This is a genomic window from Xanthomonas campestris pv. asclepiadis (assembly GCF_020784175.1).
GTDB lineage: Bacteria > Pseudomonadota > Gammaproteobacteria > Xanthomonadales > Xanthomonadaceae > Xanthomonas > Xanthomonas campestris_D.
On sequence record NZ_JAJGQM010000002.1, the window covers coordinates 186962 to 210230 of the forward strand.

General features: G+C 66.2%; 20 protein-coding genes. 12 read left to right on the top strand and 8 right to left on the bottom strand.

The window, feature by feature from the left end; genetic code table 11:
* Positions 1–24: 24 nt before the first annotated feature.
* On the bottom strand, positions 25–192 hold the full coding sequence (locus LL972_RS01735; RefSeq protein ID WP_228326146.1) for a hypothetical protein: 168 nt from the start codon (positions 190–192) through the stop codon (positions 25–27).
* A 489-nt stretch (positions 193–681) separates the two neighbouring features.
* Between LL972_RS01735 and LL972_RS01740 the strand changes: the two genes are divergently transcribed.
* Positions 682–1098, top strand: coding sequence for a YkgJ family cysteine cluster protein (locus tag LL972_RS01740; RefSeq protein ID WP_228326189.1), 417 nt, complete (start codon positions 682–684; stop codon positions 1096–1098).
* 10 nt (positions 1099–1108) lie between these two features.
* Positions 1109–1372: a hypothetical protein gene (locus tag LL972_RS01745; RefSeq protein ID WP_228326147.1), complete on the top strand. Its 264-nt coding sequence runs from the start codon at positions 1109–1111 to the stop codon at positions 1370–1372.
* A 182-nt stretch (positions 1373–1554) separates the two neighbouring features.
* Here LL972_RS01745 and LL972_RS01750 read toward each other — a convergent pair whose 3' ends face one another.
* Positions 1555–1767, bottom strand: coding sequence for a hypothetical protein (locus LL972_RS01750; protein WP_016900938.1), 213 nt, complete (start codon positions 1765–1767; stop codon positions 1555–1557).
* Between the two features lie 286 nt (positions 1768–2053).
* Complete coding sequence (locus tag LL972_RS01755; protein WP_102583563.1) at positions 2054–2965, bottom strand: LysR family transcriptional regulator; 912 nt, start codon at positions 2963–2965, stop codon at positions 2054–2056.
* A gap of 103 nt (positions 2966–3068) precedes the next feature.
* On the opposite strand from LL972_RS01755, the gene LL972_RS01760 reads away from it, so the two are divergent.
* From LL972_RS01760 to LL972_RS01780, 5 genes are all read left to right on the top strand, one after another.
* Positions 3069–4268 carry an MFS transporter gene (locus tag LL972_RS01760; RefSeq protein WP_228326148.1) on the top strand — a complete coding sequence of 400 codons (1200 nt, stop codon included), beginning with the start codon at positions 3069–3071 and terminating at the stop codon, positions 4266–4268.
* Positions 4269–4549: 281 nt separating this feature from the next.
* Positions 4550–5299: a DUF3348 domain-containing protein gene (locus LL972_RS01765; RefSeq protein ID WP_228326149.1), complete on the top strand. Its 750-nt coding sequence runs from the start codon at positions 4550–4552 to the stop codon at positions 5297–5299.
* A 10-nt stretch (positions 5300–5309) separates the two neighbouring features.
* Complete coding sequence (locus LL972_RS01770) at positions 5310–7982, top strand: DUF802 domain-containing protein (RefSeq protein ID WP_228326150.1); 2673 nt, start codon at positions 5310–5312, stop codon at positions 7980–7982.
* Positions 7979–8653, top strand: coding sequence for an OmpA family protein (locus LL972_RS01775; RefSeq protein WP_228326151.1), 675 nt, complete (start codon positions 7979–7981; stop codon positions 8651–8653). Before LL972_RS01770 ends, LL972_RS01775 begins: the two co-directional genes overlap by 4 nt.
* Positions 8650–9300 (top strand): DUF2894 domain-containing protein, encoded by a 651-nt coding sequence (locus LL972_RS01780; protein WP_228326152.1) that lies wholly within the window; start codon positions 8650–8652, stop codon positions 9298–9300. The genes LL972_RS01775 and LL972_RS01780 overlap by 4 nt, the downstream gene beginning before the upstream one ends.
* A 195-nt stretch (positions 9301–9495) precedes the next feature.
* Here LL972_RS01780 and LL972_RS01785 read toward each other — a convergent pair whose 3' ends face one another.
* From LL972_RS01785 to LL972_RS01800, 4 genes are all read right to left on the bottom strand, one after another.
* A complete protein-coding gene (locus LL972_RS01785) occupies positions 9496–11640 on the bottom strand; it encodes a TonB-dependent siderophore receptor (RefSeq protein WP_228326153.1) in 2145 nt (714 codons plus the stop codon).
* Between the two features lie 83 nt (positions 11641–11723).
* Complete coding sequence (locus tag LL972_RS01790; protein ID WP_228326154.1) at positions 11724–12992, bottom strand: DUF3526 domain-containing protein; 1269 nt, start codon at positions 12990–12992, stop codon at positions 11724–11726.
* A complete protein-coding gene (locus LL972_RS01795) occupies positions 12992–14428 on the bottom strand; it encodes an ABC transporter permease (protein WP_228326155.1) in 1437 nt (478 codons plus the stop codon). The genes LL972_RS01790 and LL972_RS01795 overlap by 1 nt, the downstream gene beginning before the upstream one ends.
* A gap of 10 nt (positions 14429–14438) precedes the next feature.
* Positions 14439–15179, bottom strand: coding sequence for an ABC transporter ATP-binding protein (locus tag LL972_RS01800; RefSeq protein WP_228326156.1), 741 nt, complete (start codon positions 15177–15179; stop codon positions 14439–14441).
* 141 nt (positions 15180–15320) lie between these two features.
* On the opposite strand from LL972_RS01800, the gene LL972_RS01805 reads away from it, so the two are divergent.
* The 5 genes from LL972_RS01805 (at position 15321) to LL972_RS01825 (ending at position 22770) form a co-directional block, all read left to right on the top strand.
* A complete protein-coding gene (locus tag LL972_RS01805) occupies positions 15321–17171 on the top strand; it encodes a M14 family metallopeptidase (RefSeq protein WP_228326157.1) in 1851 nt (616 codons plus the stop codon).
* Positions 17172–17707: 536 nt separating this feature from the next.
* Positions 17708–18877, top strand: coding sequence for a hypothetical protein (locus LL972_RS01810; RefSeq protein ID WP_228326158.1), 1170 nt, complete (start codon positions 17708–17710; stop codon positions 18875–18877).
* Positions 18878–18887: 10 nt separating this feature from the next.
* On the top strand, positions 18888–19316 hold the full coding sequence (locus LL972_RS01815) for a substrate-binding domain-containing protein (protein WP_104583171.1): 429 nt from the start codon (positions 18888–18890) through the stop codon (positions 19314–19316).
* Complete coding sequence (locus LL972_RS01820; RefSeq protein ID WP_228326159.1) at positions 19313–21445, top strand: methyl-accepting chemotaxis protein; 2133 nt, start codon at positions 19313–19315, stop codon at positions 21443–21445. The genes LL972_RS01815 and LL972_RS01820 overlap by 4 nt, the downstream gene beginning before the upstream one ends.
* 587 nt (positions 21446–22032) lie before the next feature.
* The gene (locus LL972_RS01825; RefSeq protein WP_228326160.1) at positions 22033–22770 is read left to right on the top strand and encodes a DNA/RNA non-specific endonuclease; all 738 of its coding nucleotides are present in this window, start codon (positions 22033–22035) and stop codon (positions 22768–22770) included.
* A gap of 132 nt (positions 22771–22902) precedes the next feature.
* Here the strand turns inward: LL972_RS01825 and LL972_RS01830 are convergent, their stop codons facing one another.
* On the bottom strand, positions 22903–23241 hold the full coding sequence (locus LL972_RS01830) for a hypothetical protein (RefSeq protein WP_228326190.1): 339 nt from the start codon (positions 23239–23241) through the stop codon (positions 22903–22905).
* Between the last annotated feature and the right edge of the window lie 28 nt (positions 23242–23269).

A 23269-nucleotide genomic window follows, 5' to 3' on the forward strand; every position in this document is an offset into this window, starting at 1 on the left:
GTTGATGGTCAATGTGCGGCCTGGTCAGTACAGCGGCTTGGCCGGCACGAACGGCGACACCGGATCGCTGGCCGGAAAGGTTTCTTCCAGCGCGTCATCCTGCAAGGCGTCCTGTTTTTCCTTGTCGCTGCGTTGGTCGTCGTGATCGCCGGCCGGGTCGGGCGCAGCTGTGTGGTCATGGGCAGTATTCATGGGATCTCCTGTCGCGTTGATGCAGACCACCCAACGCTACGGTGGCCTGCCGACAGCACAGGTGAAAGAGGTCTTCGCATCGGCACGACAAAGGCAACCGTTTAGGGACACCTCTGCTGCATCCAGCCACGCTGCGCGTTGCGGGCGTTGTTGCACGCTGGCAGCCGATGATCGCTGTGGATCCGGCAATCCCGGCCGCGACGCAACGGAGCAACGGAGCATGCGTGGATCGACGCGCCCTGTGCGTCATGTCTGTCTGCGCATTGCACCGTTCGACATCGCCATCATGATCGGCATGGCGCAGCGCTCGTCTCTTTACCTGCCTTTCTTCTGTCGATGCCAGCGTCGCAGTCTCGATCACACGTGTACATGATCGGCACCACAAGTGACTCGACCGATGCCTCCGCGCGCGACACTCGCACCGCAGGCCCATACGCAATGCACGCATGGCAGCGCCGACCACGCGGCCAGGGCACTGCGGGAGCACAAATGCCAACCCGCTGTATCCAAGGCAGGGACCGGTTCACACCCCGGCACGCCCAAGGTGTATGGTGCAAGGGCGGCCGGACTCCGGTGTCGCCTTCACTCTATCTGGCCTTCTCCATCAAGAATCTCTGCGAACGTTGCGACGCCGTCTGTTGCCGGCTCACCGTCATGGTCGATCCATCCGACCGCATCCCCAACCACTTGACCAGCGTGACACCGCAAGGTTGGCACGTGATGGCGCGTGACGAGGAAGGCTGGTGCGTGGCCATCGATGCGGCGCGCATGTGTTGTTCGATCTACGAGACGCGGCCGGCAATCTGCCGGCGTTTCGTCATGTCCGGGCCGTATTGCCGCGACGTGCGTGCCACCTACGACGACCAACGCCGGCGGGGCATTCCCTTGACGCTGTACAACGCATGAGGATTTCGCCATGAACAACTCCCGCCGTCAGTCGATGACCGTGAGCAATCAGCCAGGCAAGCCGCGTTTGTCCGAGCAACGGCTGGCCGCCGATCTGGAGGCGTTCCAGCAATCCGGCGGCGCGATCGAGCGTCTGGGCGATACCCCGCTGCGTCGCGACAAGAAGCGTGGCGAGCCCGAGGCCGCTCCTGCCAAGGCAGGCAAACCGGCTGCCAAGGCAACCGACGCGTCTGAAGCAGAGACCGCGACAACCGCAACAACCGACGCCGAGTAAGCGCGTCGCAGTGGCAGCACGCCTGCGGTGTGACTGTTGCGGCTGGAGTTGGGTGATCGATGGCGCGCCGCATGCAGACACCGCGGCCGGCTGAACACATAGCCCCTGCATCGTCGGCTTCGAAGTGACCGCCTCCCGGCACGCAGACCCGCGTCGCCAGCAGGTAGGCAAGCAAGCGAGGATTACAGCAGTTGCGCGTGCTTGGTCGCGCCCAGTCCCTGCGCCAGGGAAGCCATTTCGTTGGCCAGTGTGATCAGATCGCCGCCGGCTTGCGCGGCAAGGGTCATGATGCGTTGATACGCGTCCCAGAAGTCCGGTCCACTGCCATAGGCAGCGTGGAACCCTTGCAACTCCAGAACCATGAGATCGGACACCTGCATGTCGCAGCGATCCATTGCGGTCACCTCGTTGGGGAATCGTCCCCGGACGGCAGACTACACGCGTTCACCTTACAAAACAGGGTCGGCCGTGAGACAGCGCAGCTGTAGCTGAATTGGTCAGAGAGCAAGCGCAGACCGACGTGATTGCGCTCGATCGGGCCTGCTGCTGCGTGTGCTGGCGTGTGCGCTGACCCGAACCTGGCGCTACATCGCGGAGAGTCGATGCACACCGTGCACAACCGCTGCCGCAATCCCGCAAGACGCCGCACGACACCGCACGACACCGCGCCAGGCGCCGCACTCACGCCGCATCCTGCAAGCCCTGCTGCAGACATTCCAGCAACCGGCTCAGCTTGGGCAGCAACTGGCGCGCGCGCATCCACACCAGATGCAGCGGCAGGCCTTCGGTATCGCATTGCGGCAGTACCGCGACCAGGCTGCCGCGCTGCAGATGCTGATCGATCAGCCAGGTCGGCAGCTGTGCGATGCCCAGCCCGGCCACCACCGCGTCCACCTGCGCCTCGGCATTGCCGAACACCACCCGCGCGTCCATCGCACGCTGTTCCACCGGCCCTGCACCATGCCGCAGCAACCACGGGCTACTGCTGCCATCGGCCTTGCCGTAGAGCACCGCATCGTGCGCCAGCAAGGCGGCGATGCTGTCGGGCGTGCCGCGCTGCGCCAGGTACTGCGGTGCGGCGCAGAACACGCGTTTTTCATGGCCCAGATAGCGGTGCCCCAGGCTGCTGTGCCAGTGATCCGGCCCGCCGATGCGCACCGCGATGTCGATGCCTTCTTCGGCCATGTCGACGAAGCGATCGGTAAACGAAATGACCGGCTGCAGGCCGGGATAACGCTGGAAGAACGGCAGCAGCACCGGCAACACCTTGTGCCGGCCAAAGCTCACCGGCAGGTCCAGCCGCAGCCGGCCGGTGGGCGCCTGGCCCTCGGCACGCAGCACGTGCTCGGCCTCCTCCAGCTCGTCGAGCACCTTGACGCAGACCCGATAGAACGCCGCGCCGGCGTCGGTCAGCGCTAGCCGCCGGGTGGTGCGCGCGAACAGGCGCACGCCCAGGCGCGTCTCCAGGCGTGCGATGGCCTTGCCCACTGCCGAGCTGGTCAGGCTGAGCCGCTCGGCAGCGGCCGTGAAGCTGCCGGCATCGGCGGCGCTGACGAAGATATCGATGCCTTTGACGCGTTCGGACGGATGCATGGGCGCTTATTCAAGAACTGAAGTCCGCAATTTACGGAAAATACTCCCGATATACGATCTTAATTCTTTCCTATGATGACCAGCCCACACTGCGGCGCATGCCATGTCTGCTGTCGGCTCTACTTCCTCCCCCGTTTCCGCCACCGCGGCGCCAGCCGCTGCACGCAGCGGCGTGGCGATCTTCATCCTGGCGTTTGCCGCGTTCGTGATCGTCACCACCGAGTACCTGATCGTCGGGCTGCTGCCCGGCCTTGCACGCGACATGGAAATTTCCATCTCCGCGGCCGGCCAGCTGGTGACGTTGTTCGCCTTCACGGTGATGCTGTTCGGCCCGCCGCTGACCGCGTGGCTGTCGCATCTGGATCGCAAGCGCCTGTTTGTCATGATCCTGCTGGTGTTTGCGGTCTCCAACGCAGTGGCCGCGCTGGCGCCCAATATCTGGGTGCTGGCCTTTGCCCGCTTCGTGCCGGCGCTGGCACTGCCGGTGTTCTGGGGAACCGCCAGCGAAACCGCCGGGCAACTGGCCGGGCCGCAGCACGCCGGGCGCGCGGTGTCGCGGGTGTATCTGGGCATTTCGGCGGCGCTGCTGTTCGGCATTCCGCTGGGCACGGTGGCCGCCAACAGCATCGGCTGGCGCGGCGCGTTCTGGATCCTGGCCGCCCTGTCGCTGGCGATGGCCGCGGCGCTGGCGCTATGGATGCCGACCGTGGCCCGCAGCGAACGGGTGAATCTGCGTCAGCAGGCCGGCATCTTCGGCGAGCGCTTCTTCCTGGCCAATGTGATCCTGTCGGTGGTGGTCTTCACCGCCATGTTCACCGCCTACACCTATCTGGCCGACCTGCTGGAACGCAGCGTGGGCGTGCCGGCGGCGAATGTGGGCTGGTGGCTGATGGGCTTCGGCGCGATCGGCCTGATCGGCAACTGGCTGGGCGGGCGAGTGGTGGATCGCTCGCCGCTGCGTGCCACGGCGGTGTTCCTGCTGCTGCTCGCGCTGGGCATGGCCTTGTGCGTGCCGGTGGCCAAGACCGGCGTGCTGCTCTATCTGACCCTGGCGGTCTGGGGCATTGCCTACACCGCGCTGTTTCCGATCAGCCAGGTGCGGGTGATGAACTCGGTGACCCACTCCCAGGCGCTGGCCGGCACCACCAATGTGTCGGCGGCCAATGCCGGCATCGGCATCGGCGCCATCATCGGCGGTCTGGTGATTCCGGCCTGGGGGCTGGGCAGCATCGGCTATGTGGCCGCCGCGGTGGCGCTGCTGGGCGTGGTGCTGATTCCGTTGGTACATCGCGCCCGAGGGTGAGAGATCGCGTTGCGGGCCAGGCGTATCCGGCCCGCAGCGTTGGTAGCGCTCGCTGCGCACGACCACGGGAGTGCGCAGGCCAGATACCGCTACAGATGGATTTGATCCTTGGGCGCTGCGCCCGCTGGATCACAGCCCTGCATGCTGCAATCGCGCGCACGCCCCACACCAGGCCGGCTGAATGCCGCCAGGGCCGGCCTGCGCGGCAAGCCCGCAGCTGCCGTGCAAAGCGCCGAACCGCGCAGCTTCCCGTGTAAAATGCGCGGTCTTTGACCGGAACAATGGCGAAAGCTGCTCCACGGGCGCCCCTGTCGGGCCCGGCGTTCATTCGCCTGCTCGCTCGCCTCACCGATGCCCACGTTGCCCAGTCCAACCATGCGCTCGCCGACCGGCTCAGCCAATGGATCGACTGGACGCGCGCGGTCGCCGTGTCCAAGGCGCTGGATGGCAAGTTGCCGGAGATCGAAGCGCTGCCCGACACGCGCAGACTCGACACCGAGGCCTGCGCGCGCGTGCGCACCGGGTTGGCGACCAGCAGCGTGGTCGAGCTGGATGCCGTGCTCGCGCGCGCGCGTCGCGATGCGCGCAGCGCCGCCGATGCCGACAACGACGCGGCGGCAGCGACGCCTGCGCTCGACTATGCCCCGTTCCGGCAGCACTACCTGGCGATGCAGCGCGCGATGCGCACCGCCACCGGCGATCTGCGTGGCCGCCTGCGCGACATGCTGGCGCTGGAATCCGCGCCGATGGCGCGGCTGGCCGAGGTGGATGCGGTGATGGAGCTGACCTTGAGCCCGCGCGAGCAGACCCTGCTGAATCATGTGCCGACCCTGCTCGGCGCGCATTTCGAGCGTCTGCGCGATGCCGCGCAGGCGCAGAACCCGGCACACGACGGCGAGGCCGCGCCACGCGCGGTCTCCGATGGCTGGCTGGATGTGTTTCGCAAAGACATGCAGAGCGTATTGCTCGCCGAACTGGATGTCCGTTTTCACCCGATCGAAGGCCTGCTTGCAGCGCTTCGTACCCGCTAACTGGGACCTCATGTTCAGAACTCTCGTCCACCTGTGTGTGTTTGTCGTCGGCCTGTTGGCGGTTTGCTGGGTCGGCATCGGTTATCTGGGCTCCAATCCGCTCGGCGCCTGCGTCGCAGCGGTGATCGGCGCCTGTTATGTGGCCGGCGCGCTGGAGCTGTATCGCTATCGCCAGGCCAGCGCCACGCTGGACGATGCCGTTGCCGCGTTGACCACCGCACCAACGGCATTGAGCGAGTGGCTGGAGCGCCTGCATCCAAGCCTGCGCAACGCGGTGCGCCTGCGCATCAAGGGCGAGCGCGTGGCGTTGCCGGCACCGGTGCTGACACCGTACCTGGTCGGCCTGCTGGTGTTGCTGGGCATGCTCGGCACCCTGCTCGGCATGATGGCCACGCTCAAGGGCACCGGCTTTGCATTGCAGAGCGCCACCGACCTGCAGGCCATTCGCGGCTCGCTGGCCGCACCGGTGGAAGGCCTGGCATTTGCGTTCGGCACCTCGATCGCCGGCGTGGCAACCTCCGCAATGCTGGGGCTGTTGTCGGCGTTGTGCCGGCGCGAACGGCTGCAGGCGGTGCAGCGGCTGGATCTGAAGATCGCCTCCGAGCTGCATCCGCACTCGGACGCGCACCAGCGTGGCGAAGTGTTCAAGTTGCAGCAGCAGCAAAGCGCGCTGATGCCGGCGCTGATCGATCGCCTGCAGACGCTGATGGGCAGCATCGAGCAGCAGAGCATCGCCGCCGATGAGCGCCTGGCCGCGCAGCAGGCCGAATTCCACGCCAGGAGCGAGGCGACCTATGCGCGCCTGGCCACGGCGATGGAGCACGCGCTGCAGGCCGGCGTGGCAGAAAGCGCACGCGCGGTGGGCGCGGCCCTGCAGCCGGCGATGGAAGCGACCATGACCAGTATCGCGCGCGATACCGCCGCCTTGCATGAGCGCCTCACCCACGCCGTGCAGCAGCAACTGGACGGCATCACCAGCGGCTTCCAGCAAAGCGCCAGTGCCGCGGCCGCGCACTGGACCACCGCGCTTGCCGCGCAGGAACGCGCGCAGCAGGCGTTCGACACGCAGCTGCAGAACACGCTGGAGCAGCTCGCACAACAGGCCACTGCGGTGCAGGACGGCGTCAGCAGCGCCGTGCAGCAGCAACTGCACGCACTCAACGACGGCTTCCAGCACAGTGCGCAGACGGCCGTTGACCACTGGCAGGCCGCATTGGCCGCGCAGGAACGTGCGCACCTCGCCCTGACCGAGCAGTTGCAGGCCACGTTGGCGCAGCTCGATCAGCGCAGCAGTGCGGTGCAGGACGGCGTGAGCCACGCGGTGCAGCAGCAGTTGCACGCACTCAATGACGGCTTTGACCGCAGCACCGCGGCCGCTGCCGACCACTGGGCAGCGGTGCTCGCCGAGCAGCAGCGCGCAGGTGCCGCGTTGAGTGCGCAGTTGCACGCCACGCTCGACCAGCTCGCGCAGCAGACCACCGCGCTGCAGGACGGCGTGCACCAGGCCGTGCAGCAACAACTCGATGGCCTGAGCAGCGGCTTCGAAAACAGCACCGCGGCGGCTGCCGCCACCTGGACCGCGGCAGTGGCCGAACAGCAGCGCGCAAATCACGTGCTGACGCAGGAATTGCAGGGCACGCTGAGCCAGTTCGCCAGCACCTTCGACGCACGCTCCAGCGCCCTGGTCGATGCGGTGTCCAGGCGCATGGATCAGTCCAGCAGCGAGACGGCCAGTGCCTGGAACGATGCGCTGGCGCAGCAACGCGACGCCAGCGCCGCCTTGGCGAGCCAGCACCAGGGCGCGCTGGCGGCCGCCACCGCCAGCTTCGACACGCATGCCGCCGCCCTGGTCGGCACCCTGCAGCAATCGCACACCGACCTGCAGGCCGCGCTGGAAGCGCGCGATTCCCAGCGCCTGGCGCTGTGGAGCGAACGCTTCACCGCGATGAGCGCGGAGCTGACCACGCAGTGGGAACGCACCGGCGAACGCGTCACCCAGCAACAGCAGGCGATCTGCGACACCCTGGCCAGCACTGCCAGCGAGTTGTCCACGCAGGCGCAGGCACAGGCCAGCGCCACCATCAGCGAGGTGGCCCGCCTGATGCAGATCGCTTCCGAAGCGCCCAAGGCCGCCGCCGATGTGGTGGCCGAGCTGCGCCAGAACCTGTCCGAAAGCATGGTGCGCGACACCGCCATGCTGGAAGAACGCAGCAAGCTGCTCGCCACCCTGGATACCTTGCTCAACGCGGTCAATCACGCCTCCACCGAACAACGCGCAGCGGTGGATGCGCTGGTCACCACCTCGGCGGACCTGTTGCAGCGCGTGGGCATCCAGCTCACCGAGCAGATCGGCAGCGAGACCGGCAAGCTCGGCGCGGTGGCCGCGCATGTCAGCGGCAGCGCGGTGGAAGTGGCCAGCCTGGGCGAAGCCTTCGGCGTGGCGGTGCAGCTGTTCAGCGGTTCCACCAGCGAGCTCAACGAACGCCTGCAGCACGTCGCCACCGCACTGGACGCCTCGCTCGCCCGCAGCGACGACCAACTGGCGTATTACGTGGCGCAGGCGCGCGAGGTGGTGGACCTCAGCATGTTGTCGCAGAAGCAGATCATCGAAGAGCTGCGTCAGCTCGATCGCGGCCGCAACGATGCCGGTGAGGCCGCTGCCGACGAGGCCAGCGCGGCATGAGCGACGAGATCGACATCGACGGCGACTCGGGCACACCGATCTGGGCCGCCTTCGGCGACCTGATGTCGGTGCTGCTGGGGGCGTTCGTGCTGATCCTGGTCGGGGTGATCGGTGTGCAGCTGCAGCTGTCCAGCCGCCTGGACGAAGAGGTCAAACAGCGTCAGGCCGAAGCGCAGCGCCGCAAGACGCTGGAGCAGGCGCTGGCGGCGCCACTGGCCGCCGGCCGCGTGACCCTGGTCGACGGGCGCATCGGCATCCGCGGCAATGTGCTGTTCGCCTTCAATTCCGATCAGTTGCAGCCGGAAGGCCGCGAGGTGCTGAAGACACTGGCCGCGCCGTTGACCGAGTACCTGGCGGCGCGCGAGGAGATCCTGATGGTCAGCGGCTTCACCGACGACCGCCCGGTGCTGGGCGGCAACCGTCGCTACGCCGACAACTGGGAACTGTCTGCCCAACGCGCACTCACGGTGACGCGTGCATTGATCGCCGAAGGCGTGCCGGCCGCGTCGGTGTTCGCCGCGGCCTTTGGCTCGCAACAGCCGGTGGATTCCAATGCCGATGAAACACGCCGCGCCAGGAACAGGCGCGTGGAGATCGCGCCGATTGCGCGCCCGTCCACCTCGCGTGCATCTTCTGCCGCCAAGCCAGCACCGGCCACAGGCACGCGATGAGCACGCAGGCGACATCCGCGCACGCGCGCCTGCAGCGCTGGCGCAGCCAGGGCGCCGACCGGCTGGACCCGGTGCGTTTCCATCTGATGGAAACGCTGGCCGCGCGTGCCGGCACACAGGCCGAGCCGGTGCGCGAGGTGCTGGAAGAAAAACTGGGCAAACTGGTCGATGCGTATGCGGCAACGGTGAAGCAAGCCGCACGCCGCCGTGTCGCCAGCGCTGCCGCACAGCCGTCGCAACGCAGCGCGCTGGGCGCACTGGCCGAGCAGATGGCAGGCCACGCCGCGTTGATGGAAGTGGACAGCAGAAAGACCGCCAGCGCCGATGCCACGCCGTTTCCCGAGCTGCCGGCGCTGGAGGATTTCCGTCGCACCTGGACCACGGTGCGCACCGCCAGCCAGGTGCGGCAGTCGCTGCAGGACGCCCCCAAGGACGCCGGCCCGCTCAATTCCAGCGTGCTGGTGCACCGCTGCATCAGCCTGATGCGCGAGTGCTCGCCGGGCTATCTGCAGCACTTCCTCGGCTATGTCGATGCGCTGTCGTGGCTGGAACAGCTGCACAACGGTGGCGCGTTGGCCAGCGAGGACGCCGCACCCGTGGCGCCTGGCAAGAAACGCAGCAAGCGTGCGTCCACGCGGCGCAGCTAGCGCGACCAATCGATCCCGCTGGCGCTGGATGAACACGGCCGCTGGCTGAAACTGGTTTGGCGCACGCATCCAGCACGATGGCAACCAGTCCGACGGGCTGCCGTCGTTCGCACCCACCCGACCAGTGGTCGCATGATCCATCGACCACACAGGATCGGATATTGATTGGCGGTGTCGATCACCTGCGAGCGCTGATCAAAACCGCAGCCGCACACCCACCGTCCAGCTGCGCGGCGCGCCCGGATACACCCACTGCTCGCTGTAGGAGAACGCGGCGTAGCGGCGGTCGCTGAGGTTCTCGACCTTGGCATACAGGCGCAGGCGCTCGCTCAGGTCGTAATGCCCGACCAGGCGCCACACCGTGTACGCAGGCAGCACGAAGTCGGTATTGCTATCCACCGAACCCAGCCGCTCACCGGTATGCGACACGCCCACGCCCACCGCCGCACTGCGCTTGCCGGTCAACGGCTGCGCGTAGTTGACGAAGGCATTGCCGCTGAAGCGCGGCACGTTCGGAAAGCGGCGCCCCTCGGCCAGGCCGGTGCCGGCGGCGGCCTCACTGCTGCGCGTGACCTGCGAGTCGGTATAGGCCAGGCCCACCGAGGCGGCCAGGCGCGGGGTCAGCCGCCCGAGCAGATCCAGCTCCACGCCCTGGCTGCGCATCTCGCCCACCGGCAACGAAAAACTGGTGTCGGCCGGATCCAGGCTCAGCACGTTCTTCTTGTCGATGCGGAACGCGGCCAGCGTCGCTTCCAGGCCATCGCCGGGCTGCACGTATTTCAGGCCGGTTTCCAGCGAGCGGCTTTTCTCCGGCGCAAAACTCTGTCCGTCCGCACCCACGCCACTATTGGGACGAAAGCCGGCCGCGGCGCTGGCATACAGCGACAGCGCAGCATCGACATGGAAGATCACGCCCGCACGCGGGCTGACCACACCATCGGAGGCGCGCTGCGTGGCGCTGCGCAATTGATTGTCGAGATCCTGCTGGTAATGGTCATAGCGCAGGCCGAGCAAGGCCTTCCAGCGCGCGCCAAGGTCGAGCTGATCCTGCGCATAGACGCCCCACACCTGCTGGCGCTCCTCAGTATCGGTGATGGTGGCCAGCCGCCCCGGCTGGGCAACGCCGTACTGCGGCGCGAGTACGTCGATGCTGTATGGCGTGGCCGCAGAGCGGGCGCGCTGCTGGAAGCGGCTGTCGTCGAAGCGATTGCCATCCACGCCGAACAACACATTGTGGGTGACGCTGCCGGTCTGCAAGCTGCCGAGCAATTCCGCACGCGCGGCGATGTCGCGGCCCTGGTAATCGCGGTAGCGGCGCTCGCGGCGCAAAGTGCGGTCGTCGGCCTGCAGCGTCCACGGCTCGGTCGAAAAACCGCGCATGCCGCTGTCGCGATAGGTCGCGCCGCCCTGCAGCGACCAGGTCTGGTTCAAGCCATGCACCACAAAGACCTGATGCCCGGTGGAATGCAGATCGATATCGCCATCGCGCGGCTCGCCCAGAAAACGCCCGGCCGGCAAGCGATTGGCATCGCCGTCGATGGCAGTGACACCGCGATCGAACGGCGCATGGATGCGCACGAATTCCAGCTCGTAGGACACCGTGGTATCGGGCGTCGGCATCCATAGCAGCGAGGGCGCCAGCAGCGTGTTGTCGCTGTCGACGGTGTCGCGGAAGCTGTGCTGATCCTTGTGCATTGCATTCAGCCGATAGGCCAGGTTCTCGCCCAGCGCGCCGGTGCTGTCGAGCGCAGCCCGATAACTATCAAAGCGCCCCGCCGACAGATCCACGCTGTGCTGTGGCTGGAACAACGGCTTCTTGGTGACGATATTGACCGCCCCGCCCGGCTCGCCACGCCCGTACAACGCCGAGGCCGGGCCCTTGATCACCTCGATGCTCTGGGTGTTGGCGCCATCGCGCAGGCCGTTGTAGCCGCGGCTGGCGTTGAAGCCGTTGACCATGTAGTCCGAGCTGAAATTCGGGTCGCCGGTGAAGCCGCGCATCGAGTAGCTGTCCCACAACCCGCCCAGGTTGTTGGCCTTGGTGATGCCGCTGGCCATCTCCAGCGCACCGGCCAGATCGGTGACGCCGGCATCCTTGAGCAGGGTCTGGTCCAGCACGCGCGCACTGATCGGCAGGTCGCGCAGCGGCGCATCGGTCTTGGTGGCGCCGGTCACACTCAATGCGCGGTACGGCGTGTACTGGCTGCGCACCTGCACCGCATCCAGATCGCGTGCCTGCGGCTCGGCGGCGTCGGCGCAGGCAATGACGCATGCGCAGGCCAGCATGCTGAGCAACGGCATTGTGTGTGGCATGCGTTGGCGCGGCGAGAACACGGACATCGGGCAGGACTCCTGAAACACCCGGAAGCGCTGGGCCCGGGTCGCAAGTGAGACAACGAAGGTTGAGGGGTAAAACGCAGCTGCTATGACGCGGGATCGGCACTTGCATCAAAACGTGGCGCGCGCCCGAAGTCGTCGCGCGTGAATGGCCGGTCGCGAAACAGATAGCCGTAGTAGAACGTCCGCAACGCCTGGTGATAGGCGCGAATGCGATCTTGATAGGCCAATTGCGCACGCAGATCGGTATCCGCCAGGCGCGTCAACGCAGCCTGCAATGCAACCGGCGGCAATACGCTGGCCACGCGCTGCGCCAGCGCTTCGCGTCGTTGCAGGCCTTGCCGATACGCCGCGACCTGCGGCGCCACCTGCTGATCGCCGTTCTCGTGGAAGGCGAAATACCACTTGTAATGGAACTCGCTGGTCAGCGGCGCAGAATCTGCCCACTGCGGGTTCTGCGCGTAGAAGGCCCGCATGGTGTCCTGGCGCGGAATATCCCAGGCGTGGTTGACCGCCTCGCGCTGCAGCCGCGCGATCTCGCTGCCTTGATTGACCGGCACCGCCTGGTTGATCGCCACATGCGCCAACGCCGGCGCCACCAGCGCCAGCACCACCCAGCAGGTCGCCAGGGCGGTGGCATGCGCGGCCGGGCGCCAGTGGAGGCGCCCGACCAGCACCGACAGCAGCACCCAGAACAGCAGATAGGCGCAGGTCAATGCCAGTACCGCGAGCTGTTGCAGCAGCGGCACCGCATTGAGGGTTGCGGCAATGACAAACGGCACGCTCAGGCACACCAGCACCGCAGCAGCACGTACCACCACGCGCCGTACCAGCAACGCGGCTCCGGCACCCGGCAGCGCGGCCAGCATGCGTGCGCGCCCGGCCTCGCGTTCACCTGAGCGCAGATCGAACAGCAGCGCAATCACGAACAAGGGCAGCAGGAACACCAGCACGAAGGCGTAGTCGAAGCGCCCGGCCAGTGCCAGCTCCGGGTTGTAGCTGTCGCCATCGTGGATCTGCGCCTCCAGGCCCAGCGCGCGCACACGCAGGATGTAGGGCGAGACATCGCGCATGCCCACCGCGGCAAATGCCAACGGCGAGGGCAGGTCCCAGGTCGGGTGGAAGCTGTAGTAGGCCGCGCTGCCAGCGTCGTTGGAGCGCGCCACATAGTCTTCTACCACTGCAATGTCTTCCTGCTGCAGTGCCGCGATGCGCGCGATGTTGTCGCGCTGCGCGGCGATGACATGCTGGCCGGAGAGCAGGCTGCACACCGTCAACACCGCGAGCAACACCAGTCCGGCCAGCGCGGCACGGGCGCGCAGCAACAGCAGCAGTTCGTATTTCCACAGCAGCATCAGCGCGCCACTCCCACACGTCGGCCCGCTGCAACCAGCATGCACAGCGCGGCCAGCAACCAGGCACCGACCAGGCCGAGCGCAACGCCGGCGGCGCGCACGACCTCGGTGGTGGCCGGCGGCTGGAATGCGAACACCGGGATCTCATGCCAATGCGCGGAGGAGATACGCTTGCGTTGGTCGGCACCGGCATCCTGCGCGGTGTCGTCGGCCATGCTCACCGCATCGGCCTGCAGCTGGTTGAGCTGCTGCACCAGCGTGTAGCGGTAACGCTCGGCCTGCGCAAGAAACCGCTCGTGCGCACGCAGGTCGGTTTCTGCCAGCGTCATCGACAACGCGCGCAACGCAACCGTGGGGCTCAGCAAGGCGCACGTGCGCACCAGCAGATTCTGTTGCTGCTGGATGGCCGAATCGCGCGCGGCATAGCGCTCGAACAGGCTCGCTGTCAGCCGCTCGCCTTCCAGCGCCAGCAGGCCCTTGTAGTTCACCGGCAGCTCTTCCACCCGCTGCACGCCATAGCGCGCCAGCGTCTGCTGCTTGAACTGCGCAAAGTGCGGGTCATCCGGGTTGTGGCTGTCGCCGAGGGTGCGCAGGTCGCGCTGGATCGCCACATCGGTTCCCAGCCGCGTTGGCAGGCGATATGCCGCACTGACCACATCCGGTGCCAGGCGCGGCACCAGCAAGGCCAACCACACCCACACCGCCAGCGACACCAGCAGCGCATCGCGGCCGCGCCGGCACAGCATCGACACCGATAGCACCAGCGCACACCACACCAGCAGATACACCGCATACGCCAGCACCAGCAGCGCGACCCGCAGCGCCTGACCCGGCAACGACGCGATCGGCAGCAACCCGACCAGGGCCGGCAACAGGCAGGCAGCGGCCACCACCGCGAGCGCGAGATATTTGCCGCCGAACAATTGCCCACGCGTGGCACCCTGCAACAACAGCGCACGCAAGGTGCCGGTCTCCTGCTCGCGCGCCACCGCGCCATAGCCGAGAAACACCAGCATCAGCGGCGCCAGCACCTGCAACACGAACGCAGGGGTGAGCTGGCCGAAGCGCACCAGCAGCGAACTCTGGCGCACATCGCCGAAGTTGGCGGTGTTCTGGCGATGGCCTTCCAGAAACATGCTGTTGCCGGTGAACGCGTCCACGCCGGCATCGAATGCGGCCAGCGCGGGCAGCGGGCGATAGATGAAGTGGCCGTAATGCACCACCCGATGCGGGTGGCGGTCCGGCTGTGCTTCGAAGGCCTGCTGCGCGGCCAATTGCTGGCGCGCGCGGAACGCGGCCACTTCGCGCTGATGATGCACAGCGGTCAATGCTGCCACCAGCGTGAGCAGCATCAGCAGCACCACACCGATGGCAGCGGAACGGTTGCGCGCCATGAAGCGCAGTTCTTCGCGCGCGACCAACAGCACAGGACTCATGCGGCAACGCTCATGCAGCGCGATCCTGAGGACGTGCGAAGCGTGCATGCAAGGTGCGCACGTCGAAGCCGCTGTCGCCGGCGCCGATTTCATCGGCGATGCGCCCGTGTTCCAGGAACCCGATCCGGTCGGCCACATCCACTGCGCCGAGCAGGTCGTGGGTGACCATCAGCACCGCGCCGCCACGTTCGCGCACGCTGCCGAGCAGCCGGTTGAAGTCGGCAATGGCACGTGGGTCCAGGCCGGAGGTTGGCTCGTCCAGCAGCAACACCGGCACCTGGCGCAGCGTGGCCACCGCGATCGCCACCTTCTGGCGCATGCCCTTGGAAAATCCCGCCAGCCGTTGCCGCCAGGCTTCGCCCTGCAGACCGGCGGCGGCAAACGCCTGGCCGATCTCGGTGTGGCTGCGGCGCTGGCCGGCAAGCGCCAGCAGGTAGTCGGCATTTTCCAGCGCGCTCAGATGCTCGTAGAGCGCGACGTTTTCCGGCAGATAGGCCAGCCGCGCACGCGCAGCGCCAGGGTCGGCGACCGGGTCGATGCCGTCGACCCGCAGGCTGCCGGAGGCGGGTCTGACAAAGCCGAGCAGGCTGGAAAGCGTGGAGGACTTGCCGGCGCCATTGCCGCCCAGCAAGGCGTAGACACTGCCGGGGGCGACCTGCAGATCCAGCCCCTGCAACACGGCGCGGCCGCGATAGGCCACATGCAGATTGCTGATCGAGATCGCGGAAGCGGCTTGGGGACTGGAAAGCATGGCAAGGCAATGGCTCAACAAGATGATACGTTATCACATTGCGATTACCTGGTTTGAAAGCCGCCGCCGTGCCGGCGCAGCCCTCAGGATCAGCACGCCTTGCCACGTCTTCTCCCTCAATCGAGATCCCGTACGTCCCATATGACTTCCGATACGCGTCCCTTTGCTCCGCAAGCTTCGCACCCTCCCGCACGCGCCTGCCACAACGCCGTAGCCGAGGCCACGGTCCGCGGCACCACGCGTGCCGCTGCCGGCCTGCTCGCCGCAACCCTGTTCAGCGCCGCACAGGCCAGCGCGCAGCCCATCGACGCCAGTGCGCCGCTACCGCCGGTGCGCGCCTGGCATGGAGCCAGCGAGGCGTTGATCGCCACGCCGGACGATCCGTGGAGCACGCCGGCAGAGCGCAACGATTTCGCCAGCACCCCCAGTTACGACGAAACGCGCGCCTGGCTGGAACGCCTGGTCGCTGCCTCGCCGCTGCTGTCGCTGGAAGTGTTCGGCAAAAGCAGCGAGGGCCGCGACCTGCTGCTGGTCCGCGCGCACAAGGGCGCGCCTGGCAAGCCGGTGATGCTGGCGCAGGCCGGCATCCACGCCGGCGAGATCGATGGCAAGGATGCCGGCCTGATGTTGCTACGCGATATCGCGCAACGCGGCAAGGACACCTTGCTCGACCAGGTGGATCTGGTGTTCGTGCCGATCTTCAATGCCGACGGTCACGAGCAGCGCGGCCCGCTGATCGGCGCCGCATTGCGCGGCCCGCAACAGATGGGCTGGAACACCACCACGCGCGGCATCAATCTCAACCGCGATTACCTCAACCTGGAGGCGCCGGAAACGCGCGCGATGGTCGCGTTGCTGCATCGCCTGGATCCGGCGCTCTACATCGACCTGCATGTCAGCGGTGGGCTGGATCACCAGTACGACATCACCTTTACCTTCGCCGGTTGGGGCACCTATGCACGCTCGCGCGCCACCGCCGACTGGCTGCAGCAACGCTTTACGCCGGCGGTGAACACCGCGCTGCGCAACCAGGGCCATGCGCCTGCGATCTATCCCAGCCTGATCGACGAAGACGAGCCGCGCTCGGGCCTGCGTTACTCGCCGGAAGGCCCGCGCTATTCCACCGGCTATGGCGACTTCGCCGGGATCCCCACCGTGCTGGTGGAGAACCACCGTTTGAAGTCGTACCGGCAGCGCGTGCTGGGCGACTATGTCCTGCTGGAAGCAGCACTGCGCGTGGTTGCCCGCGATGCAAAAAAGATCGATGCGGCCAAGCGCGCCGATCGCGCCGCCCGCCCGCAGGAACTGATGGTCGCCTGGGAACGCCTGCCACAGCCGATCGCCCAGGTGCCGTTCAAGGGCGTGACCTACGCCCGCGCGTTCTCGCCGGTGACCGGCCGGCAGGAACTGCGCTGGGAAGGACACGACGAAACCTGGACCATGCCGGTGATCGGCTACCGCGAGACCCAGGCCGTGCGCTACCCGCTCGCGTGGTGGATCCCGCCCGGCAACGACGATGTGGTCGCACTGCTGCAGGCGCATGGCATCGCCTACGAACGCCTGCAGCAGCCGCGTCAGCTCAAGGTGCAGCAGATCCGCGTGGTGAAACAGGCCGACGTCCAGATACCGAAGACCGACGAAGCGGACGAAGCCTTCGCCGCCGGCAGCATCCGCGTGCCCGCCGACCAACCGATGCGCATGCTGGCGGCCGCATTGCTGGAACCGCACAGCAGCGACTCATTGCTGGCCAGCGGACGTTTCCGCAATGCCGGCAGCCCCGATAGTGGCTTGTACGGCACCGAGCTGGTGGACTTCAGCGAGCGCGTGCTGCGCAGCGACGCCGCCCTGCGCGCCGAGTTCGAGCGCAAGCTCGCAGACGATGCCGCCTTCCGCGCCGACGGCGACGCGCGGCTGCAATGGATCTATGCACGCTCGCCGTACGCGGCGATCACCGGCTGGCGTTATCCGGTACGGCGCCAGCTGGTGGAATGAAAATGTCGCAAGCCGGTTGCAGACGGAGCGCCAGTAACCGTTTCCAGTCGCTCGGCAGTCGTTATCTGGTGACGCGTGCACGTAGCCGGCCGGATTTTCGAAAGCGGTAACGCACTCGCGCTAAGTAACTAGCGCGTTTGCCCGAAGTAACTCAAACGCCACGCCTGGCCTGCCAGTGCGTGGCGTTTGGTTTTTTGCACGCGCACGCGCTGCGAAGGCGGCAATGCCGGTTTCGGCCGCCTAAAACGCGCTGTGGCTGGTGTCACTCACTGGGTTCCACGGAGGCGGACGATTATGTCCGTCAATAGTCACGTCCGCTGTTTCAAACACGCGAATCAATTGCCTCGATAGAGCAAAACTATCGCCTGCTTTTTTGAGCGCGTCGGATTCTTAACCGGCTAATCTCGATTGTAAAAATATCGCTAAAGCAACGATGCAGACGGCCGCCACCGCAATCCAGGGCGTGCGACGCCCATCACCGTTCTGTCCGCGCCACCGATGGCGCTGCGTCCATCACCCACTCAGCCGAGATTTCAATGAAATTGACCGTCAAGCTTCTCAGTGGCGCCATCGCCCTGGCATCGTCGACCTGCGCCTACGCGCAGCAGGACGCGATGTTTTCTTTCAGCGGCTTCGGCACGCTGGGCGTGGTGCATTCGACCGAGGACCAGGCCGACTTCACGCCCGACATCCAGACCGTGGAAGGTGCCGGTGCCAGCCACTCCACCTCGGCACGCCCGGACTCGCGCATCGCCGGCCAGGTCAACGCCAACTTCACCGAGAAGTTCACCGGCGTGTTGCAGGTGACCAGTGAGTACGCCGAGCGCGGCGATTACGATCCGAAGGTGACGCTGGCGCATGTGAAGTATCAGTTCGGCCCGCAGTTCGCCGCACGCCTGGGCCGCATCACTGCGCCGCTGTACATGCTCTCCGAATACCAGCGCGTGGGTTATGCCACCCCGTGGGTACGCCCGCCGTACGAGGTCTACAACTACCTGCTGCCGATGGACGGCGTCGAAGGCGTCTACACCATCAACGCCGGGCAGAGCGTGGTCAGCGTGCAGGGCTTCTACGGCCGCATCAATTCGAAAAAGGCCGATGTCTACGCCATGCGCGGGCTGGCGCTGGGTCTTGAATCGGGTGCGTCGACGTTCCGTGCTGCCTACATCGTGGGCACCACCGATTTCGACACCCCGTCTCTGGAGCGTTTGTTCTCGGTCTATCAACGCATCAACCCGGCATTGGCCGATCGCCTGACCACCTATGGCGTGGACGGCAGCTTTGCCAGCGTGGGTTACGCCTACGATCCGGGCAACTGGTTCCTGCGCAGCGAAGTGATCCGCGCCGATTACTCGCCTTCGCTCAACGGCAAGACCACCTCTGGCTATCTCAGTGTCGGCGGGCGCTTCGGCACGCTGACGCCATCGATCACCTATGCCAACGTCGATCGCAAGGGCCCGAGCATCGCGCCCGGCCAGGATCCGGTCGGCGTGATGACCCGCGCACTGGCGCAGGCCGAGAGCGGCCGTCACAGCTTCACCGCCGCGCTGCGTTGGGACGCGCGTGAGAGCGTTGCGTTCAAGCTGCAGGCCAGCCACATCAACAACAACGCGGGCTCGTTCGGATCGTTGAACAACATCCAGCCGGGCTTCCGTCCGGGCGGCAGCTACAACCTGCTGTCGGCCTCCGTCGACTTCGTGTTCTAAGAGAGCCCCCATGACCATTTCCAAGTGTTTTGCAGTCTCGCTGCTTGCCGCGTTGTCACTGACCGCGTTCTGCGCCAATGCCGATGTCGTGGTGGTGATGGCGGCCAAGGGCGGCCCGGACAGCCTCAGCGCCGCGCAGGTGTCGCAGATCTTCCTGGCCAAATCCAGCAGCCTGCCCGGTGGCGGCGCGGCGGTGCCGATCGACCAGGAAGAAGGCGTCGCCACCCGCGATGAGTTCTACAAGAAAGTGGCTTCACGCGATTCGGCGCAGCTGAAGTCGTACTGGTCGCAGCTGATGTTCACCGGCAAGGCGCAGCGTCCCAAGCGTGTCAGCGGCGACGACGCGGTCAAGAAGGCCGTCGCCGCCACGCCGGGCGCCATCGGCTACATCAGTGCCAGCGCAGTCGACCCCAGCGTCAAGGTCGTCCTGAAGCCGTGACCCGCCACCTGCTCGAGACTCACGTCATGAGACGCATCCTGTCGCTACCGTTGTTCTGGAAAATCCTGATGCCGGCCGCGGTGGCGATCCTTTGCCTATCGAGCTATGTGGCCTTCAGTACGCTGGTCTTTCACCGCAACAACGACCGCCTGGAAGCGGTACGCGACGTGCATTTCCCGATGCTCGACGCCATGACACGCAACGTGGCTGCGCTGGACAAGCTCATCAACGGGCTCAACGGCGCCGCTGCCGCCGGCGATGCCGACATGTTGGCGGCCACCAAGCCGGTGGCCGACGAGATCCACGCCTCTTACGTGAAATTGCAGAAATCCGATCCCGCCAATGCAAAGGAACTGGCAGGCCTGGGCAAGCAGTTCGATCAGTACTACAGCCTGGCGCACGGCGTGGCCGCCGCGTTCGTGGAGCAGCGCGAACCCGATGCGGCGCAGATGAGCGCCATGGCACCGGCACTGGAAACCTATCGCACCACCCTGACCGCCATGCAGAAGCGTGCCGATGCACGCTTCCGCGGCACCGTGCAGGAAGCGGTGGACAGTTCGGTGGCGGCAAGCATCGGCGGGCTGGTGTTGGGTGTGGTCGGTGCGGTGCTGTGCATCGCCTTCGGCTGGATCGTGGCACGCGCCATCACCCAACCGCTGAACCGTGCAGTGGGCATTGCGCATGCGGTGTCCTCGGGCAAACTGGACAACAGCATCTCGATCGGCCGCAACGACGAGGTCGGCCAACTGCTGCAGGCGATGGACAGCATGCAGCGTCAGCTGCGCCGGGTGATCCAGGCGCAGACCGAGATGGGCGACAGGCACGAAGCCGGCATGGTCAGTCACCGCATCGCCGAGCAGGATTTCCCCGGCGAATTCGGCAGCATGGTGCGTGCCAGCAACGCGCTGGTGTCCAGCCATATCGCGGTGACGATGCAGATCGTCGCATTGACCGAACGCTATGCCGCCGGCGACCTGTCGCAGCAGCTGGAGCCGTTGCCAGGCGAGAAGGCGGTGATCAGTCAATCGATCAACGATGTGCGGGCCAGCCTGTTGTCCATCAACGGCGAGATCAAGCGCCTGGCATCGGCTGCGGCGGCGGGCGACTTCAGCGCACGTGGCGACGAGACCGCGTTCGAGCATGATTTCCGCCAGATCGTGGTGGACCTCAATCACCTGATGAGCAGCTCGGACAAGAGCCTGGGTGCGGTGTCGCAGGTCTTGCAGGCGATTGCCAGCGGCGATCTGACCACGCGCATGCACGGCGACTTCGCCGGCGTGTTTGCGCGCATGCGCGACGATGCCAACACCACGGTGGATCGCCTGACCGACATCGTCGGGCGTATCCAGCATTCCTCGTCGGAGATCGATACGGCTGCCGGCGAAATTGCCGCCGGCAATCAGGACCTGTCGCGGCGTACCGAGCAGCAGGCCGCCAACCTGGAAGAAACCGCCGCCTCGATGGAGGAACTCACCTCCACCGTCCGGCAGAACGCCGAACACGCGCTGCAGGCCGACGACCTGGCACGCAATGCGGCCAGTGTGGCTTCGAAGGGCGGCGAGGTGGTTAGCCAGGTCGTCGGCACCATGTCGGGAATCGAAACCTCATCGAGGAAGATCGCCGAGATCATCTCCGTCATCGATGGCATCGCCTTCCAGACCAATATCCTGGCCTTGAACGCGGCAGTGGAAGCGGCGCGTGCCGGTGAACAGGGCCGTGGCTTTGCGGTGGTGGCCTCGGAAGTGCGCACGCTCGCACAGCGTTCGTCCGCTGCGGCCAGGGAGATCAAGGAGCTGATCGACGCCTCGGTGGGCAAGGTGGCCGAAGGCTCGGTGCTGGTGCACAAGGCCGGCACCACCATGACCGAGATCGTCGCCAGCGTGAACCGGGTCACCGACATCATGGGCCAGATCACCGCCGCCTCCAGCGAGCAATCGGCCGGCATCGAGCAGGTCAACCAGACGGTGATCCAGATGGACGAAACCACCCAGCAGAATGCAGCGCTGGTGGAAGAAGCCATGGCCGCGGCACGGGCGATGGAGAAGCAGTCCAGCACCCTGACCCAGCTGGTCTCGCTGTTCCAGCTGGAGCCTGCCAGCGCACAGCAGCTGGAAAGAGACGCTGCATAGTCAATCAACCGGATCGTCCTGCGACACCCACGACGCCCTCTTCTGCATGGCTGCAGAAGAGGGTTTTTTATGCCCGCAGGCGGCGAACGCAGCGGTGGTCCGGCATCGTTTCAAAGCGAGCCACGCGCATCTTGCGCCGATGACCGGCACTGCGGTGTTCGCGACTGCACTCCCGCGGTTGTCCATCTGACCGCGGGTGCCAGCATATACCCCGACCTCCACGCGGGCAGTTGTCCGACAGCAGCGACCGTGCCTTGCTGATGGCGCAGCTGTGCGCCATCGCAAAAAGACCGACGCAGCAGGCGCATCCGCGCGCTCCAGGCATAACCACGCGCTTATCGCATGCCAGCCGTATGCCGGCCAATGCGCAAAACTTATCACAGTTTTGCCGGAAAAACTGGCGCGACTGCACATTCCTCACGCCTACGTCACCACCAAGCAACATTTGCATGCGATAGCTGTCGCGCTCGCTAAATACCGAGCCAACTGTCCCCCTTCCAGCGCGCGTTCCGCTGAGCGTCGGTCTGCCCACAGCAGCCGGCGGTGGCGTCGTGCGTCCGATTGATTTTCCAGGAGATTCACTGCCCATGCGCTTCCGGACTTTCTTTGCCGTTCTGCTGTTCACCGCTGCCAGTGCCAGCGCAAACGCCCAGGTCGTCACCCTCAACAAGGGCGGCTATACCTTGCGCTACGACTGCACCAACCACACCGCGTTGCGTTATGAGTACGTCCTGCAGGCCGATACCGGCTCGGCGGCGCGTCCGTCCAGCTTCAATCTGGACACCGAACTGCCCAGCGGCTGCGCCGGCCAGACCTCCACCGCCTCCTACGCCAGCGTGCGCACCGGCTACGATCGCGGGCACTTGGTGACCTCCAACCACATGGACTACAACGCGACCTACATCCGCCGCGCCAACCTCATGTCCAACATCGTGCCGCAGGTGGCCAGCTTCAATCAGGGCATCTGGGTGCGCGCGGAAAACGTGGCCGAGTGTTACCGCGACATCGCCAGCGTGCAGGTCTACGGCGGAGTGATCTACAGCGACACCACCAACGATTACTTCCTGAGCAGCCACGGCATCCGCACCCCGGATTTCTTCTGGAAGACGATCATCACCGCCAACCCGGGCGGCGGCACCCGCGCGATCAGCTGGCTGATTCCCAACAGCGCCAACCTCGGTTCGCTGGACAGCTACATCGTCAGCATCGACGAACTGGAAGACCTCTACGGCGCCAGCGCTATCGGCATCACCGCGCCGGCCGCCGTCAAGGCCATGCTGCCCGCCACCACCTGGCCGCAGCCGAGCAATTGCGACCTGGGCTGAGCGCGGCTGCTCACTACGCTCGCCATGTCCAGATAAATCGCTGGGCGTTTGATCCAGCAGACAAGGCCCGGGATTCCCGGGCCTTGTCGTTGCAGGCAGCGGCAAACCTCGCCCGGTGCCTGCAACGGGCACTCAGGCATCGGGCGCCACAAGCGCCGCAAACCAGTCGGCGTACGGGGTGTTCTTGACCAGATGCCGATTGAAGTCTTTGGCACCATCGCTCCACCACACCGGGCCGCGCTCTCCCAGCGCCGTCTTGGCACGGTCGACCGCCGCACGCGCTGCAGCCAGCCGCCCGGCATCCTCATCGCGCTTGGCCGCCTTGACCGCGCGTCGCGCGTCCATCAATGCGCCGACCAGCCCGGCACGCACGTCTTCGTCCAGATGCGGGTTGGCGGTACGCCAGAGCCGGCCACGCACGATCAGATAGCGGCCATCGGGCGTGGTGACGGGCGCAGCAGCGGCGGCCATCATTGCCAACACACTCGCAAACGACCCT